Source organism: Rothia similimucilaginosa, from assembly GCF_029850985.2.
Taxonomy (GTDB): domain Bacteria; phylum Actinomycetota; class Actinomycetes; order Actinomycetales; family Micrococcaceae; genus Rothia.
On the sequence record NZ_CM138149.1, the window covers coordinates 1,020,847 to 1,036,743 of the forward strand.

12 protein-coding genes are annotated in these 15,897 nt (G+C 60.0%); all 12 read left to right on the top strand.

The window, feature by feature from the left end; all coding sequences use genetic code 11:
- The first annotated feature begins 70 nt into the window (after nt 1–70).
- Nucleotides 71–1,258 carry a glutamine-hydrolyzing carbamoyl-phosphate synthase small subunit gene (gene carA / locus QFX07_RS04225; protein ID WP_279754085.1) on the top strand — a complete coding sequence of 396 codons (1,188 nt, stop codon included), beginning with the start codon at nt 71–73 and terminating at the stop codon, nt 1,256–1,258.
- Complete coding sequence (gene carB / locus QFX07_RS04230) at nt 1,259–4,579, top strand: carbamoyl-phosphate synthase large subunit (protein ID WP_279754084.1); 3,321 nt, start codon at nt 1,259–1,261, stop codon at nt 4,577–4,579.
- Nucleotides 4,579–5,436, top strand: coding sequence for an orotidine-5'-phosphate decarboxylase (gene pyrF / locus QFX07_RS04235; protein WP_279754083.1), 858 nt, complete (start codon nt 4,579–4,581; stop codon nt 5,434–5,436). The genes carB and pyrF overlap by 1 nt, the downstream gene beginning before the upstream one ends.
- Before the next feature lie 424 nt (nt 5,437–5,860).
- Nucleotides 5,861–6,256, top strand: a complete 396-nt coding sequence (gene mihF, locus QFX07_RS04240; RefSeq protein ID WP_279754082.1) for an integration host factor, actinobacterial type — start codon at nt 5,861–5,863, stop codon at nt 6,254–6,256.
- Between the two features lie 41 nt (nt 6,257–6,297).
- Nucleotides 6,298–6,855, top strand: a complete 558-nt coding sequence (gene gmk, locus QFX07_RS04245; protein WP_279739981.1) for a guanylate kinase — start codon at nt 6,298–6,300, stop codon at nt 6,853–6,855.
- 267 nt (nt 6,856–7,122) lie between these two features.
- Entirely contained in the window at nt 7,123–7,581 is a 459-nt protein-coding gene (rpoZ, locus tag QFX07_RS04250; RefSeq protein ID WP_279739979.1) for a DNA-directed RNA polymerase subunit omega, read from the top strand.
- 31 nt (nt 7,582–7,612) lie between these two features.
- Nucleotides 7,613–9,007: a bifunctional phosphopantothenoylcysteine decarboxylase/phosphopantothenate synthase gene (locus tag QFX07_RS04255; protein ID WP_279754081.1), complete on the top strand. Its 1,395-nt coding sequence runs from the start codon at nt 7,613–7,615 to the stop codon at nt 9,005–9,007.
- 332 nt (nt 9,008–9,339) lie between these two features.
- Nucleotides 9,340–10,254, top strand: coding sequence for an RNase adapter RapZ (gene rapZ, locus QFX07_RS04260; RefSeq protein WP_279739975.1), 915 nt, complete (start codon nt 9,340–9,342; stop codon nt 10,252–10,254).
- Between the two features lie 108 nt (nt 10,255–10,362).
- Entirely contained in the window at nt 10,363–11,415 is a 1,053-nt protein-coding gene (locus tag QFX07_RS04265) for a gluconeogenesis factor YvcK family protein (protein ID WP_279739973.1), read from the top strand.
- A 109-nt stretch (nt 11,416–11,524) separates the two neighbouring features.
- A complete protein-coding gene (gene whiA / locus QFX07_RS04270) occupies nt 11,525–12,490 on the top strand; it encodes a DNA-binding protein WhiA (RefSeq protein WP_279739972.1) in 966 nt (321 codons plus the stop codon).
- Between the two features lie 222 nt (nt 12,491–12,712).
- Nucleotides 12,713–13,837, top strand: coding sequence for a ComEA family DNA-binding protein (locus QFX07_RS04275; RefSeq protein ID WP_279754080.1), 1,125 nt, complete (start codon nt 12,713–12,715; stop codon nt 13,835–13,837).
- A complete protein-coding gene (locus QFX07_RS04280; RefSeq protein WP_279754079.1) occupies nt 13,837–15,897 on the top strand; it encodes a ComEC/Rec2 family competence protein in 2,061 nt (686 codons plus the stop codon). Before QFX07_RS04275 ends, QFX07_RS04280 begins: the two co-directional genes overlap by 1 nt.

Here is a 15,897-nt window from a genome sequence, read left to right on the forward strand (position 1 = left end):
TACCCCGGAACCTGCACGGTAGAGGCCGCACAGGAAGCGGGGGAGAACACCAGAGAAAAGGAAGAAGAGCATGACTGACATGACACGATCCGGCGCCCTGCGTACGGACCGCGCGCTGCTCGTCCTGGAGGACGGCACCGTCTACCGCGGCTATGGCTACGGCGCAACCGGCGCGTCCCTGGGCGAGGCGGTTTTCTCGACCGGCATGACCGGCTACCAGGAAACCCTGACCGACCCCTCCTACGCGGGTCAGATTGTGGTTCAGACCGCTCCGCATATTGGCAACACCGGCGTGAACACCACCGACGCTGAATCCCGCAAGATTTGGGTTGCTGGCTACGTGGTTCGCGATGCCGCACGTGTGGCATCCAACTGGCGTTCTGAGCGCACCCTCGACGAAGAGCTCATCGAGCAGGGCATCATCGGTATTCAGGGCATTGACACTCGCGCTCTGACCCGCCGTCTGCGTTCGAGCGGTTCGATGCGTGCTGGTGTGTTCTCCGGTGAGTACGCAGAACGCTCTGAAGCTGAACTGCTGGAGGAGGTGCGCGCCTCCGAACCGATGGCCGGCCGTAAGCTCGCTGACTCCGTTTCGGTTGATACCGCCTACACCGTTGAGCCGCACCAGTTCAACTGGTTCGCGCCCCCGGTTGCAACCGTCGTAGCCCTGGACCTGGGCATTAAGTCGATGACCCCACAGCGTTTTGCTGAGCGTGGCGTGCGCGTGCACGTGCTGCCCGCAAGCGCAACCCTCGAGGACATCTACTCCCACAACCCCGACGGAGTGTTCTTCTCCAACGGCCCCGGTGACCCGGCAACCGCTGACGAGCAGGTTGAGCTGCTGCAGGGCGTGCTGCGTAAGGGCACCCCGTTCTTCGGTATCTGCTTCGGTAACCAGCTGCTGGGCCGTGCGCTGGGCTTCGGCACCTACAAGCTGCCCTTCGGTCACCGCGGCATCAACCAGCCGGTCATGGATAAAACCACCGGCAAGGTTGAAATCACCGCGCAGAACCACGGCTTCGCTGTGGACGCGCCGATCGGCGACTACGTGACCGCACCGAACGCCGAATTCGGTCAGGTCATGGTCTCCCACGTGGGTCTGAACGACAACGTGGTTGAGGGCCTGACCTGTAAGGATATCCCCGCCTTCTCCGTGCAGTACCACCCCGAGGCTGCTGCTGGCCCGCACGATTCCGCCTACCTCTTTGACCGTTTCATCGACCTGATGGTCGCAACCAAGACTGCAAAGGAAGCATAAATGCCTCGTCGTACTGACCTTAATAGCGTCCTCGTCATCGGTTCCGGCCCCATCGTCATCGGTCAGGCAGCGGAATTCGACTACTCCGGCACTCAGGCACTGCGCGTGCTGAAGGAGGAGGGCGTACGCGTCATCCTCGTTAACTCGAACCCGGCAACCATCATGACCGACCCCGAGTTCGCGGACGCCACCTACATTGAACCCATCACCCCCGAGGTGATTGAGAAGATCATCGCTAAGGAAAAACCGGACGCAATCCTGCCGACCCTGGGTGGTCAGACCGCACTGAACGCGGCAATCTCCCTGGATGAGCGCGGCGTGCTCGCCAAGTACAATGTTGAGCTCATCGGCGCGAACATTGAGGCGATTAACCTCGGTGAGGACCGTGAAGCATTCAAGGGCGTGGTGGAACGCGCCGGCGGCGAGTCTGCACGCTCGGTGATCGTTCACTCCATGCCGGAGGCGTTGGAAGTCGCTAAGGAACTGGGCTACCCGATGGTGGTCCGCCCCTCCTTCACCATGGGTGGTCTCGGCTCGGGTATGGCGTACAACGAGGAAGACCTCTACCGTATTGCCGGTGCCGGTATTCAGTACTCGCCCACCAGCGAGGTCCTGCTGGAGGAGTCCATCCTCGGCTGGAAGGAATACGAGCTGGAGATGATGCGTGACACCAACGACAACGTCGTGGTCGTCTGCTCCATCGAAAACTTCGACCCCGTGGGCGTGCACACCGGTGACTCCATCACCGTGGCACCCGCACTGACCCTGACCGACCGCGAGTTCCAGAAGCTGCGCGATATCGCAATCAACGTGATTCGTGAGGTTGGCGTGGACACCGGTGGTTGTAACATCCAGTTCGCGATTGACCCGAAGACCGGCCGCATCATCGTCATTGAGATGAACCCGCGAGTGTCTCGTTCCTCGGCGCTCGCGTCGAAGGCTACCGGCTTCCCGATTGCGAAGATTGCGACCAAGCTGTCCCTGGGCTACACCCTGGATGAGATTCCGAACGATATCACCCAGAAGACCCCGGCATCCTTCGAGCCGACCCTCGACTACGTGGTCGTGAAGGTTCCGCGCTTCGCATTTGAGAAGTTCCCGGCTGCTGACCCGACCCTGACCACCACCATGAAGAGCGTTGGCGAGGCTATGGCCCTGGGCCGTAACTTCACTGAGGCTCTGCAGAAGGCGATGCGTTCGCTGGAGCAGAAGGGCGCGTCCTTCTCATTCAAGCCGCTGACCCTGTCTGAGGCTGAGCTGGCCGAGCTGATTGAGAAGACGAAGATTCCTACCACTCAGCGTATCTACCAGGTTCAGCAGGCTCTGCTGGCTGGCGCTACCGTGGAGCAGCTGCACGAGGCTACTAAGATTGACCCGTGGTTCCTGGATCAGCTGGTGCTGCTGAATGAGGTTGCCGGTGTGGTTCACGCTAAGCGTGACCACCTTGATCCGGAGACCTTGAAGCTGGCTAAGCGCCACGGTTTCTCGGATGCTCAGATTGCTGAGATTATCGGCTCTTCTGAGGATGTTGTGCGCGGTGTGCGCCACGCTCTGGGTATCCGCCCGGTCTTCAAGACTGTTGACACCTGTGCTGCCGAGTTTGAGGCATTCACTCCGTACCACTACTCCTCCTACGACCTGGAGGATGAGGTTACGCACCACGAGAAGCCCTCGATTATGATTCTGGGTTCGGGCCCGAACCGTATCGGTCAGGGTATTGAGTTCGATTACTCCTGTGTGCACGCTTCGCTGGTGTTGCGTTCGCTCGGCTACGAGACCGTCATGGTCAACTGCAACCCTGAGACTGTTTCAACTGACTACGATATTTCGACTCGCCTGTACTTTGAGCCGCTGACCCTTGAGGATGTACTTGAGATTGTTGAGTCGGAGCGTCGTACCGGCGGTCTAATGGGCGTGTTCGTTCAGCTGGGCGGTCAGACTCCGCTGAAGCTGGCTCGTGCACTGAAGGATGCGGGTGTGCCGATTCTGGGCACCACCCCCGAGGCTATTGACCTGGCTGAGGACCGCGGCGAGTTCTCCCGCGTGCTGGAGGAGGGCGGCCTGATTTCGCCCAAGAACGGTACCGCGTTCACTTTCGAGGGTGCTAAGCGTATCGCTGACGAGATTGGTTACCCGGTTCTGGTTCGTCCTTCGTACGTGCTGGGCGGCCGTGGCATGGAGATCGTCTATGATGAGGCGAACCTGGCACGCTACCTGGAGAACGCTACCGAGGTTTCGCCTTCGCAGCCTGCTCTGATTGATAAGTTCCTTGAGGACGCTATCGAGATTGACGTTGACGCCCTGTTCGACGGCGAGGAGCTGTACCTGGGCGGCGTCATGGAGCACATTGAGGAAGCTGGTATTCACTCGGGTGACTCCTCCTGTACTCTGCCTCCGATTACTCTCGGCCCGGACATCATCGCGAAGGTGAAGGACGCTACCGAGAAGATTGCTCGCGGTACCGGTGTGCGCGGCCTGATTAACATTCAGTTCGCGTACGTGTCTGAGAACCTGTACGTGATTGAGGCGAACCCGCGTGCGTCTCGTACTGTTCCGTTCGTGTCGAAGGCTACCGGCGTGCAGATGGCTAAGGCTGCTGTGCTGATTGGTCTGGGCAAGAGCATTGCGGAACTGAAGGCTGAGGGCTACCTGCCGTCGAACATGGATGGTGCGTCCCTGCCTGAGGAAACCGCGATTGCTGTGAAGGCTGCGGTTCTGCCGTTCGCTCGTTTCCGCACTCCCGAGGGTGTTGTGGTGGATTCGCTGCTGAGCCCGGAGATGCGTTCGACTGGTGAGGTCATGGGTCTGGATAAGCACTATGACACCGCGTTCGCGAAGGCTCAGGCTGGTGCTGGTTCGCCGCTGCCGACCTCCGGTAAGGTGTTCATTTCGGTGGCTAACCACGATAAGCGTAATGTCATTATTTACGCGAAGATGCTGGAGTCGCTGGGCTTTGAGATTGTTTCGACCGGTGGTACTGCTGAGATTCTGCGTCGTAACGGCCTGAACTCGATTCTGGTGGCTTCGAAGTTCGCTGAGGCGAATGGCGACCACTCGATTGTGGACATGGTCCGCAATGGTGATATTGACCTGATTCTAAACACCCCTGCCGGTGGTGCTGCTCGTAGCGATGGTTACGAGATTCGTGCCGCTGCGGTTTCGGTGGGCTGCCCGGTTATGACCACCATTTCTGAGTTCGCTGCGGCTGTTCAGGCGATTACTGCTCTGCGTGAACACAGCTGGGACATCATGAGCCTGCAGGAGCACGGCGTTCAGCTGGCTGCTGCTGTGGATGCTCGTTCCGAGGGTGGCGAGGAGTAATGTCCGCTGCTTTTGGTGATCGTCTGGCGAAGGCGATGGCGGAGCGCGGCCCGCTGTGTGTGGGTATTGACCCGCATCCGAACCTGTTGGAGCAGTGGGGTCTTGAGGATTCCGCTGCCGGCCTGGCTGCTTTTACTGAGGCAGTCTATGAGGGTTGCGCCCCGTTTGCGGCGACGTTGAAGCCTCAGGTGGCGCTGTTTGAGCGTCACGGTTCGGCTGGCCTTGCTGTGCTGGAGGCACTATTTGCCCGCGCTGCCGCTGATGGTGTGCTGATTGTTGCTGACGCTAAGCGTGGCGATATCGGTTCGACCATGAAGGCGTACGCGGATGCGTGGCTCGGCTCCTCGTCGCCGCTGGGTACCGATTCGGTGACTTTGAGCCCGTATCTGGGTTTTGAGTCGCTGCGTCCGGCACTGGATTTGGCTGATGAGAATGATCGCGGCACTTTTGTGCTGGCGCTGACCTCGAACCCTGAGGGTAAGAGCGTTCAGCACGTGGGCGCATCGGAGTCTGAGGGCGCTGTGGCTAAGCGTATTATCGCTGCGGCTACCGCTGAGAATGCTTCCCGCCAATGGGAGCAGATGGGCCCGTGCGGTCTGGTCGTTGGTGCGACTGTTGGTCAGGCGCTGGTTGATTTGGGTATTGACCTGAGCGTGTTCAACGGCCCGATTCTGTCGCCTGGTTATGGTGCGCAGGGTGCTTCGGCAGCTGATCTGTACCGCGTGTTTGCTGGCGTTGAGTCGCAGGTGCTGGTAAATTCCAGCCGTGGCGTGCTGGCTGCTGGCCCGTCAGTTGAGGGCTTGGCGCAGGCTGCGCAGGCGGCTCGTAATGACCTGTTGGCGGCTCGCGGCGCATAGTTTGCGTGTTGTGTGAGAGGGGCGTGTGCTCCGGGTGGATTCTGTTGAGGGTCTGTTCGGGGTGTGCGCCCCTTTTGTGTGCCCATTTTTCTTGCCGGTGGTTTGGGCCGATAGCACTACAATTGTGGCTGTTCTATCGCATTTTTTGTACATCCTGATGCATATTTTGCCGCTACATACTCGCGCCAATGCGAGTTTGCTCACCTCTGTAGTGGGGGAGTACGCCTGCTCTATGAGGTGTGTGCGTGGCTCCGCTTTTGATAGAGCGAATACTCCGCTATGCTATAGGGGTACTCCCCGATATTTACGTGCTGACGTGCGTAGACGCATTGTTGGTGCGAGTGTGAGTGCCGCGGATGGAATGAGGGTTCTCACGCTATCCGTGTTATATTAGTTGATAGGTAAAATTCTATAACTCGCAGAAATGGGGGATCCAACCATGCCGCTGACTCCGCTAACTGAGGATGCGCGCGCCTCCGCCCGCGAGAAGGCAGTACTTGCCCGAGCACACCGCCAGGAAATTAAGCGTGCACTGAGTGAACGTGAACTTTCTGTGCGTCAGGTACTCGATATGGTCGATTCCGACCCTGCGCTGGCTAAAATGCCGGTGGGGCAAATGTTACGCGCACTTCCGGGCATTGGTGCCATTCGAGCTGAACGTATCATTGAAGAACTTCATATTGCACCGACTCGCCGCCTTGGCGGCCTGGGTGTACACCAGCGTCGCAAGATGGTGGAGTACTTCAACCGTAATTCGCGGTATTTGAACCGCGCACGTCGTAAGACTGCTGGTAAGTCTTCCGAGTCTTCTCAGTCCTAATACCTCGTGCCTTCAGCCGATGAAGGTGCAGTAAGGAAGCTATGTTTCAGCCGACTCTCACCGTACTGGCTGGCCCCACTGCTGTTGGCAAGGGTACGGTGTGCCAGTACATTCGTGAGAACTATCCGAACGTGTGGTTCTCTGTTTCCGCTACTACTCGTGATCCTCGACCCGGTGAGGTTGACGGTACTCACTACTATTTCGTTTCGATGGAAGAGTTTGACCAGATGATTGCTGACGGTCAGATGCTTGAGTACGCTGTGGTGCACGGTAAGAACAAGTACGGTACTCCGCGCGCTAAGGTCCAGGAGGCCCTGGACGCTGGCCACCCGGTGATTCTTGAGATTGACCTGCAGGGTGCTCGCCAGATCCGCGAGGCCATGCCTGACGCCCGCCTGATTTTCTTGGCTCCTCCGAGCTGGGATGAGCTGGTATCACGTCTGGTGGGTCGAGGTACCGAGAGTGAGCAGGAGCAGGCTCGTCGCCTTGAAACTGCGAAGGTTGAGCTGGCTGCCGAGAAGGAATTTGATATCACGGTTGTCAACGACACTGTCGAGCGTGCAGCGAAGGAGATTGCTGAGTTGATTGGCGCTGCCTAATCTGCATGTTTTGCGTTTGCGATGGGGCTAGAATTTCTTCCGACCTGTAGTTCCGCCGTGAGATGTTGTGAAGGGTGGGGGTTTCGAAGAGTTTTCTTCGGGCCCCCACCTTTTTGTATGGGCTGGTACGTGCGTTTTAGCCGTTGAGAGGGTAGAATAGTTCTTTAGTTTTGACCGTGCCCTCAGTATGCCCGGTTTGCGCCATGGCGCGAACGGTATGTGGGGACGTTCGGTACGTACATTCCATCAAGCTATTTGGAGTTTTTAGTGGCAAACGAAATCAAGGAACACGAGGACTACAACTTCGTTGACGGTGTCGCTCCCGAGGGCATCGTGAGCCCCAGCGCTGACGCGCTGATTGAGAAGGCGGAGTCCAAGTACGGCCTGGTGATTTTCGGTGCCCGCCGTGCACGCCAGATTAACGCGTACTACGCTAACCTGCAGGACAATACTGCTGCGCACGTTGGCCCGCTGGTTGACGCTGAGTCGAACGAGAAGTCCCTGTCGGTGGCAATGCGTGAAATCATTGCTGACCGTGTTGTGTCGGAGCACCACCCGGACGCAAAGTTTGACGAGGACGGCTACCCCGTTCCCGAGGATCTGTCCGCTGTGATTGATTTCAGCGCGGCTGAGTTCTCCGGCGCTATCGAGGAGGAGTACATCCCCGCAGGTAGCGAAGAGGTTATTGCCATCGAAGAGGTTATCCTCGACGAGTCCGCTGAGTAATCTGCTTTTTATAAGGATTCTATAACGTACCATGCGCATTATCGTTGGTATTGGAGGGGGCATTGCTGCGTATAAGGCGGCGATGCTCCTTCGTCTTTTTGTGAAGAATGGCGACGAAGTTATCGCCATGCCCACCCCGAACGCGACGAAGTTCGTGGGTGTTCCGACTCTGGAGGCGCTGAGCGGCAACCCCGTCTCAACGGACGTGTTTGACCGTGTGCCGGAGGTGAACCACGTCCGTCAGGCTGAACAGGCTGACGCTGTGGTGATTGCCCCGGCGACCGCTGATTTGCTGGCTCGTTTGGCGGCTGGTCGTGCGGATGATTTGCTGTCCTCTACGGTGTTGACCACGCACGCCCCGGTGATTTTGGCACCCGCGATGCATACCCAGATGTGGGAGCATCCGGCGACTCAGGCAAATGTACAGACTCTGCGTTCGTGGGGTTATCACGTGATTGAGCCTGCGATTGGGCGTTTGACGGGCCCGGATTCTGGTCCCGGTCGTATGCCTGAGCCGGAGGATATTTTCGCAGTCGCGCTGGATGTGATTGCTCGCTTCCCGAAGGGTCGGGTGCACCCGGTGTACATGCCCGGTTACGCGCCGACTGAGCCCCTGTACACGGGTACGGAGCAGGAGCGTATGGCGGCGGCACGTGCGGCGACCCTGACTTCGGTGCTGCTGGGTCAGGCAACTGGCGCATCTGAATCGCTGCATGGTCCTCTGGCAGGTCGCCTCGTGGTCATTACCGCCGGCGGCACCCGTGAGGCGCTGGACCCGGTACGCTTCCTCGGCAACCGTTCGACTGGTAAGCAGGGCGTAGCCCTGGCGGAGGCGGCACGCGACCTGGGCGCGACCGTGCACCTGATTGGCGCGAACCTTGAGGTTCCCGCACCCGAAAGTGTACAGGTGACCCGCGTGGTGAGTGCCTTGGAGCTGCGTGAGGCGACCCTTGAGGCGAGCGCGGCGGCGGATGTGCTGATCATGTCTGCGGCGGTGGCTGATTTTAGGCCCGCCGAGTTTGCCGAGTTCAAAATTAAGAAGAGCGCCGATTCTGAGGATGCGCCGGTGATTCAGTTGGTGCGTAACCCGGATATTTTGCGTGAGGTCGTGGTTCGCCGCCAGCAGGCTCGTGAGGCGGGGGAGAGCACCCCCGGTCCGAAGCTCATTGTTGGTTTTGCAGCGGAGACCGGTTCGGCGGAGAAGACTCCGTTGGAGCTGGGTCGTGAGAAGCTACAGCGTAAGGGTACGGACTTCTTGGCGGTTAATACAGTGGGTGTGAATCGTGGTTTCGGCACGGACGATAATGCGATTACGCTGCTGTCGACTCTGAATGATGAGGCGCCGGTGTTCTCCGGTTCGAAGAAGGAACTGTCGGTGCGTATAGTGGAGCATGTGGCAGCTTTCCTACCTGAGCTTTCTGCCTGAGGCGACCTGCGCATCCGCGTAAAGTTTCGCAGCGTTTATAGTGTGGAGCCCGTGCGGTGCCCCCTGTGGGAGGTATAGTGCGGGCTTTGCTGTACCCTCCGTGGCTCCGCTGTACCCTTTGACTCTGCTACCCGTCTCTTTCTGCAGACCCCCTTGTAGAGCATTATGCGCAAGCACTTGTGATGCGGGTTTCTTTCTTCTGGGGTTCTGTCGGGAGAGCGCCTCATATTTCTGTCATACTGGTGAAATTTCTGACCGTACCCCCGAACCGTCAGATAAAGGTCTAGTATCATAGCATAGAGACAATTTCGCGTTGAAGGGGACGAAGAACCATGTCCGAGAATCAGAGCAAGCCCACTACGGTACAGCCCGTCCAGAGCGAGGAACGTCCTCAGATTCTGGTCATTACTGGTATTTCTGGTGCAGGCCGTAGCACTGTCGCAAATGTACTGGAGGATGAGGGCTGGTACGTCATTGATAACATCCCCCCGCAGATGCTCGGTTCCCTGGCTGAACTGGTGACCCGCGACGGTGCACGAGTGCCAAAGGTGGCGCTCGGTATTGACGTTCGCGCCCGCGCCTTGTTCTCTGATTTGCCCGCTGCAATTGAGACTTTGCGCAAGTCAGATATTGATTTCTCCATGCTCTTCCTTGATGCCAAGGACGAGACCATTATTGCCCGTTATGAGGCTCAGCGCCGCCCGCACCCGTTGCAGGGTGAGGGTCGCGTCCTCGACGGCATCCGTGCTGAGCGCACGCTCTTTGAGGGTCTGCGTCTTGCATCTGACCGTACTATTGACACCACCGGCATGAACGTTCACGAGCTGGCTCGTACTGTGCGTGAAATGTTTGCTGAGGGTGCAGATAAGAAGCTGAACCTGACCGTGATGAGCTTCGGCTTCAAGTACGGTGCGCCTTCGGATGCTAACTACATGGCTGATATGCGTTTCATCCCGAACCCGCACTGGGTTCCGGAGCTGCGCCCCCTGACTGGTCAGGACGCCCCGGTGCGCGACTACGTGCTGGAGCACGCCGGTACCGAGGAGTTCATCAGCAACTATCTTGCGGCTCTTCGCCCCGTACTTGAGGGCTACCGCCGTGAGGGTAAGTACTACGCCACCATCGCAATTGGTTGCACCGGTGGTAAGCATCGTTCCGTGGCTGTGACGGAAGAACTGGCTCGTCGTCTCTCTGCTTTCGGTGAGCTGAACGTGAATGTTCAGCACCGTGACAAGGGCCGCGAGTAAGTTCCGCACGGCGCGTCCCAACCACCGCGTCGTAATTCATTAGCCGCCGTCCGGCCCCGCACCCGTGGGGCCGGCATACCATTCCTTCCGGGTATATGAGGTATTACTATGTCCACCCATTCGACCAGTTATGACACTCAGGGTATTCCGCGCCTGCCGACTCTGCCGACTCAGGCTCTGCGCCTGTTGAAGACCACGCACCGTTCGCCTAAGGTCACTGCGATGGGCGGAGGCCACGGACTGTACGGTTCCCTTTCTGCGCTTCGCCACGTCACGCCTGATTTAACGGCCGTTGTGACGGTTGCTGACGATGGCGGCTCGTCGGGTCGTTTGCGTGAGGAGATGGGTATTCTCCCTCCCGGGGACTTGCGTATGGCGCTTTCTGCGCTGTGTGATGACACCGATTGGGGTCGCACGTGGCGTGATGTGATGCAGCATCGTTTTAGCGCGCCGGAGGGTTATGAGGATGAGTTCCCGCTGGATTACCATGCTCTCGGTAACCTGCTGATTGCTACTCTCTGGCAACTGTTGGATGACCCGGTCGCCGGTCTGGACTGGGCGGGTGCTCTACTGAATGCGCGCGGCCGCGTGCTGCCGATGGCGCTGGATCCGATGATCATTTACGGGACCGTGTTGCGTGAGTATAACGGTGGCGGTATCGAGCGTGTGAAGGTGGTCGGCCAGGTGAACCTCTCGAAGGAGGAACGCGTTCACGATATTGGTCTGACCCCGGAGAATGCTCGCCCCTGCCCAGAGGCACTCTCCGCTATTGAAGAATCCGACTGGATTGTTTTGGGTCCGGGTTCGTGGCGTACGTCGGTTCTGCCGCATCTGCTGCTGGACGCTCAGCGTGAGGCGATTATCCGCACGGAGGCACGCCGTTGCGTGGTTATGAACCTCTCCGACGATAGGGAGACGGTCGGCTTTACCCCGGCAACGCATCTGGAATTGTTGCGCCAGTACGCCCCGAAGCTTCACCTGGACGCGGTGATTGCTGACGCTGACATGCAGGCTAATCACCAGTCCGAGCTGGAGCGTGAGGCTTCTGCGATGGGTGCGAAGGTTGTGTGGGCGCATCTGCGTTCGAGCTCCCAGCCGAACGTGCACGACCCGCTCAAGCTTGCGGCTGCGTATAACGAAGCGTTTGAGCTGAGCTCTTAGATTGACTGGCTTGGATGTGCAGCTCAGGTGTACTGCTTGAGCTGGCTATTTTGGTGCGCCCTTCTCCTGATTTTTTAGACTTAGACACTACGCCCAGAAGGATCTGTTTATGGCATTAACCACGCTCGTCAAGGACGAACTCGCCAACTACGAGGCAACGAAAGTCTCTGCTCGTAAGGCAGAAATCTCTACGATTCTGCGTTTTACCGGAGGCCTGCACATTGTCTCAGGGCGAATCGTGGTGGAGTCTGAGGTCGACCACGAGGCAACAGCCCACCGCATGCGCCGCACCATTGCGGAGATTTACGGCCATGACTCTGAGCTGACCGGCGTCAGCGGTGGTGGTCTGCGTCGAGGCGGCCGCTACATTGTGCGTGTGGATCACGGCGGAGAGGCGCTGGCTCGCCAGACCGGTCTGCTGGATTTGCGTGGCCGCCCGGTACGTGGCCTGCCGCCGGCTGTGGTGAACGGCTCGTTGCAGGATGCTGAGGCGGTTATGCGCGGTGCGTTCTTGGCGCATGGTTCGCTGACTGAGCCGGGTCGTTCTTCCTCCCTTGAGATTACCTGCCCCGGCCCGGAGGCGGCGCTTGCGCTGGTGGGTGCGGCTCGTCGCCTGGATATTATTGCGAAGGCACGCGAGGTACGCGGCACCGACCGTGTGGTGGTGCGTGACGGCGAGACCATTTCGCAGCTGCTGGAGCGTATGGGCGCGACCGGTACTCTGACCACGTGGCGTGAGGCGCGCACCCGCAAGGAGGTTCGTGCGACCGCTAACCGTTTGGCGAATTTTGATGATGCGAACCTGCGCCGTAGCGCTCAGGCGGCTGTTGCAGCGAGCGCCCGCGTGGAGCGTGCCCTGCTGATTCTGGGTCATGAGGTGCCGGATCATCTGCGCTATGCCGGTGAGCTGCGTGTGCTGCATAAGCACGCCTCATTGGATGAGCTGGGTCGTCTGGCTGATCCGCCGATGACGAAGGACGCGATTGCGGGCCGTATTCGTCGCCTGCTGGTGATGGCTGATAAGCGTGCTTCGGAGCTGGGTGTTCCGGGTACTGAGCTTCCGCGCGAGGACTAAGCGAGGGCTAGATCCTGGTCTTAAACGGTGCGGGAAGCTCGTGTGGCTGAGGTGTGTGTGACGGTTTTTGTGACAAACCATAACCCGCTGTTTTTGAACAAAAACCGCATATTTTTCAAAAATGAGCCTGTGGATGGCTCTTTTCGCGTTGTGCGAGGGGAGTTATCCACAGGTTCTTTGCATGCCCTCGTGCGTTCGCGCGCGTGAGCCTAGGGTAGGGGTATGACGAGCATGACCCCCAACCCCGACCAGAATGCGGCACAGAACACTGTGCAGGATAGTGCAGCCCAGCAGGGCGGCACACAGCGTAGCGCCCGATCCCTGATGAACAGCCTCTACCGCAGCCCGCGCGCCCGTAAGAACGGTGCACCGGATGCCGAGGACACCGTGCCGCTGGCTATTGCCGCTGAGGTAACACCGGCGGAGGTACCTGCCGAAGAAACACCTGCCGAGCCCGCGGCATCCGGCCCGGAGTCGAATGGCTGGGCTGACTGGAATCAGCAGCCCGATTGGAACGAGGTGGACGACTGGGCGGAGTGGGAGCAGGCTGATCAGCCCGGCACCACCCGCAGTACCCGTTGGGGCTTGTCGCCACGCGTACTGCTTCTAGTGGCAGTGTTGGCGTTGGTTGCCGTGGTGTGGGCTGTGACCCAGTTTTCAGCGGCGCCGCGTGCCGAGCAGCTTGCCTCCCCGAGTGCTACCGCCGAGTCGGCGCATGCGGTGGGTGCCCAGCAGAGCCCCGGAACTCAACCCGGTGCCCAGTCCACCGCCCAGCCGGGCGCTAACCCGAGTGAATCCGCTCAGGGCGGCGCCTCCGGTGAGGCTACCGTGCGGGTGCACGTCGCGGGTGCCGTGAACAACCCCGGCGTATACACACTGCCCGCTCAGGGTCGTTCCGTGGATGCGATTGCCGCCGCCTCCGGTGCCGCCGCGGATGCTGATCTGGATCGCGTGAACCTTGCCGGTGCGTTGAGTGATGGGGTGCAGATTTATGTGCCGCATCGTGGTGAGACGGCTGCTCCAGCGCAGATTCAGCCCAATGGCGGCACAGCGAATGCAGGTCAGGGTAACGCGGCGAATGGTGCATCTCAGGGTGGTTCTCAGCCCCAGTCTGCACGCACGCTGACCGCTTCGGGGAGCGCACAGAAAGGCTCGACCCCGGTGAACATTAACACCGCCACCGCTGAGGAGCTGCAGACCCTGCCGCGTATTGGTCCGGCGATGGCTCAGCGCATTATTGCCTGGCGTGAGGCACACGGTGGTTTCCGTAGCGTGGATGAGCTGGACGCGGTGCCCGGCATTGGTCCGTCGATGCTGGAGAATCTGCGCCCGCTGGTGACGGTCTAATGTACCGCCAGCAGAAGCGTTGCCAGAACCGCCAGCAGGCAGGGGAGCGGGTACTATTTCCCGGATCCTTGCGCCTCACCCGGTCCGCAGCTACTACGTATGACCGTGCCCGCTACCGCTGGAGCATCGGCGCTGAACGGTGGCGTACCCGCCGTGACGAACAGGAGCTACGCGCCCAGGGAAGCCTCATTCACCTGGACTTTCGCCTGAGTTTTACGGTGGTAGCACTGTGGGCTTTTACCGCGCTGGCGCTGACCGTAGGCACGTGGCGGGTGGTGCATCCGCTAGCGTGTGTGCTCATTGCCCTGCTGGGTTGCCTGGCGATTCTGCTTTTCTTTCCGCCGCGTGCGGTGATGCCCTACAGCTTGCTCTTTCGCACGACCGGTCAGCTGGTTTTTCTGGCGTGTATTGTGACTGTTCAAGCAGTGCTTTTGTGCGCTACGGGGGTAGATGCATCCCGCGCCACGTTGCAGCAGGCGCAGGGGGCATCGCTTCGTCTGAATGGCACGGTGGAGCAGGTTCGCCGCGTGGATCCACGCACTACTCTGGTGGTTATTAAGCTGGAGGACATTCAGGGGCGGAGCGTGCGTGCGCTGGTGAATGAGCGGGTGCGTGTGTATCGGCGTGATGGTTCGGCAAAGAACACCGCGCAGCGTCTGGAGGCAAGTTCGGCGACGAGCGCAGAGGTGAGTTCGTCGGCTAGGTACCGGGGGAGCGGTACCGCGCGCTCGCAGGCGATTTATCCGGGTATGAGGGTGACCGCCCTCGGCACGGTGGAGTTTAACGGCCCCACGGCGAAGCTGAGCGGCGCGACTATTTTTCCCGCGCCCGCCTACGGTGCCGGGTCGAACACTGTCGCCCGGACTGTGGAGGAGCCGTACCTGTCCACGCTCAAGGAGCAGCTGCGCATCCGCGCTTTAGATACCCTTGGCACGGAATCGGCGGCGCTGGTTTTGGGCACCGCCTACGGGGACGATTCTCTGATGAGTTCCACCACGCGGGAGGAGTATAAGCTCAGCGGGCTCAGCCATATTACGGCGGTGTCCGGGGCGAATATTGCCATTGTATTTCTGGGCGCGTACCGGCTGGTGTTGGCGATTCACCCGTACCGCTTCGCCAGCGCATACCTGCTGCTTCGGTCCTGGGTACAGCGGTTACGGGGGAGAGGCACGGGTCATTCTCGCCGCTCCGCGTACCCCCGGCACCCTGGATACCCTCAACGACCCGCCCAGCTTCAACAAGCTACCCCGCCAAACGCCCACGCCCTGCCGCCGCTCGTGTACCGGCTGAGTACCCTCGCCATTCCGCACCGCGTCATGGTGCTGTGCGGGGTTGCGGCGGTGCTCGCCTACGCCATGCTGCTGGACTCTGAGGGTTCCGTGATTCGTTCCCTCGCCATGGGTCTGCTCGGTGCTTACGCGATGTTGCGCGGTTCGGGTCGCCAGTCCTTAGCGGCGTTGCAAACAACGGTGCTGATGTGTCTGCTTGCCGCCCCGCACCTCGCCGTGGATATGGGGTTCGCCCTGTCGGTGACGGCAACCTCCGCGCTGATCCTGCTAGGCCCGCCGCTGATTCGTCTGCTCATGCGCGTCATGCCGGTTTTCTATGCGGAAATGCTCGCCGCGCCGATTGTGACGTCCCTGTGGTGCACTCCGCTGATTTTGGCGATGAGCGGTAAGGTGCCGCTCTATTCGGTTCCGGCGAATCTGGTTGCCGCTCCTTTGTCGCCGCTGAGTATGCTCGCCGGGCTGGTTGCGCTCGGATTCATGCTCCTGGGCCTGCCCACTGCGGCGGATCTGTGCCTGCGTGCCGGTGGCCTTGCCGCGCGGGGCATCGAGTGGGCGGCACACACTGCCGCGCACGCGCCGGGTAACCCGTGGGAGCCCGGTTCGGGCGTGCCCGCGGTGGCGTGTAGCGCCCTCTGCGTGCTGGCGTTGAGCATAGCCCTGTGGTGGGTGGATGCATGCCGCTACCGCGCGGTCACGCACCGGCAGTATTTGCGGGTGGTACCGCAAACCGCGCCCTCCTATCAGCGCCCCAATCAGCCCGCCCGTTCCTGA

Excerpts from the sequence above, each read along its gene's own strand:
- carA (WP_279754085.1), top strand. The coding sequence starts at position 71 with ATGACTGACATGACACGATCCGGCGCCCTGCGTACGGACCGCGCGCTG.
- carB (WP_279754084.1), top strand. The coding sequence starts at position 1,259 with ATGCCTCGTCGTACTGACCTTAATAGCGTCCTCGTCATCGGTTCCGGC.
- pyrF (WP_279754083.1), top strand. The coding sequence starts at position 4,579 with ATGTCCGCTGCTTTTGGTGATCGTCTGGCGAAGGCGATGGCGGAGCGC.
- mihF (WP_279754082.1), top strand. The coding sequence starts at position 5,861 with ATGGGGGATCCAACCATGCCGCTGACTCCGCTAACTGAGGATGCGCGC.
- gmk (WP_279739981.1), top strand. The coding sequence starts at position 6,298 with ATGTTTCAGCCGACTCTCACCGTACTGGCTGGCCCCACTGCTGTTGGC.
- QFX07_RS04255 (WP_279754081.1), top strand. The coding sequence starts at position 7,613 with ATGCGCATTATCGTTGGTATTGGAGGGGGCATTGCTGCGTATAAGGCG.
- rapZ (WP_279739975.1), top strand. The coding sequence starts at position 9,340 with ATGTCCGAGAATCAGAGCAAGCCCACTACGGTACAGCCCGTCCAGAGC.
- QFX07_RS04265 (WP_279739973.1), top strand. The coding sequence starts at position 10,363 with ATGTCCACCCATTCGACCAGTTATGACACTCAGGGTATTCCGCGCCTG.
- whiA (WP_279739972.1), top strand. The coding sequence starts at position 11,525 with ATGGCATTAACCACGCTCGTCAAGGACGAACTCGCCAACTACGAGGCA.
- QFX07_RS04275 (WP_279754080.1), top strand. The coding sequence starts at position 12,713 with ATGACGAGCATGACCCCCAACCCCGACCAGAATGCGGCACAGAACACT.
- QFX07_RS04280 (WP_279754079.1), top strand. The coding sequence starts at position 13,837 with ATGTACCGCCAGCAGAAGCGTTGCCAGAACCGCCAGCAGGCAGGGGAG.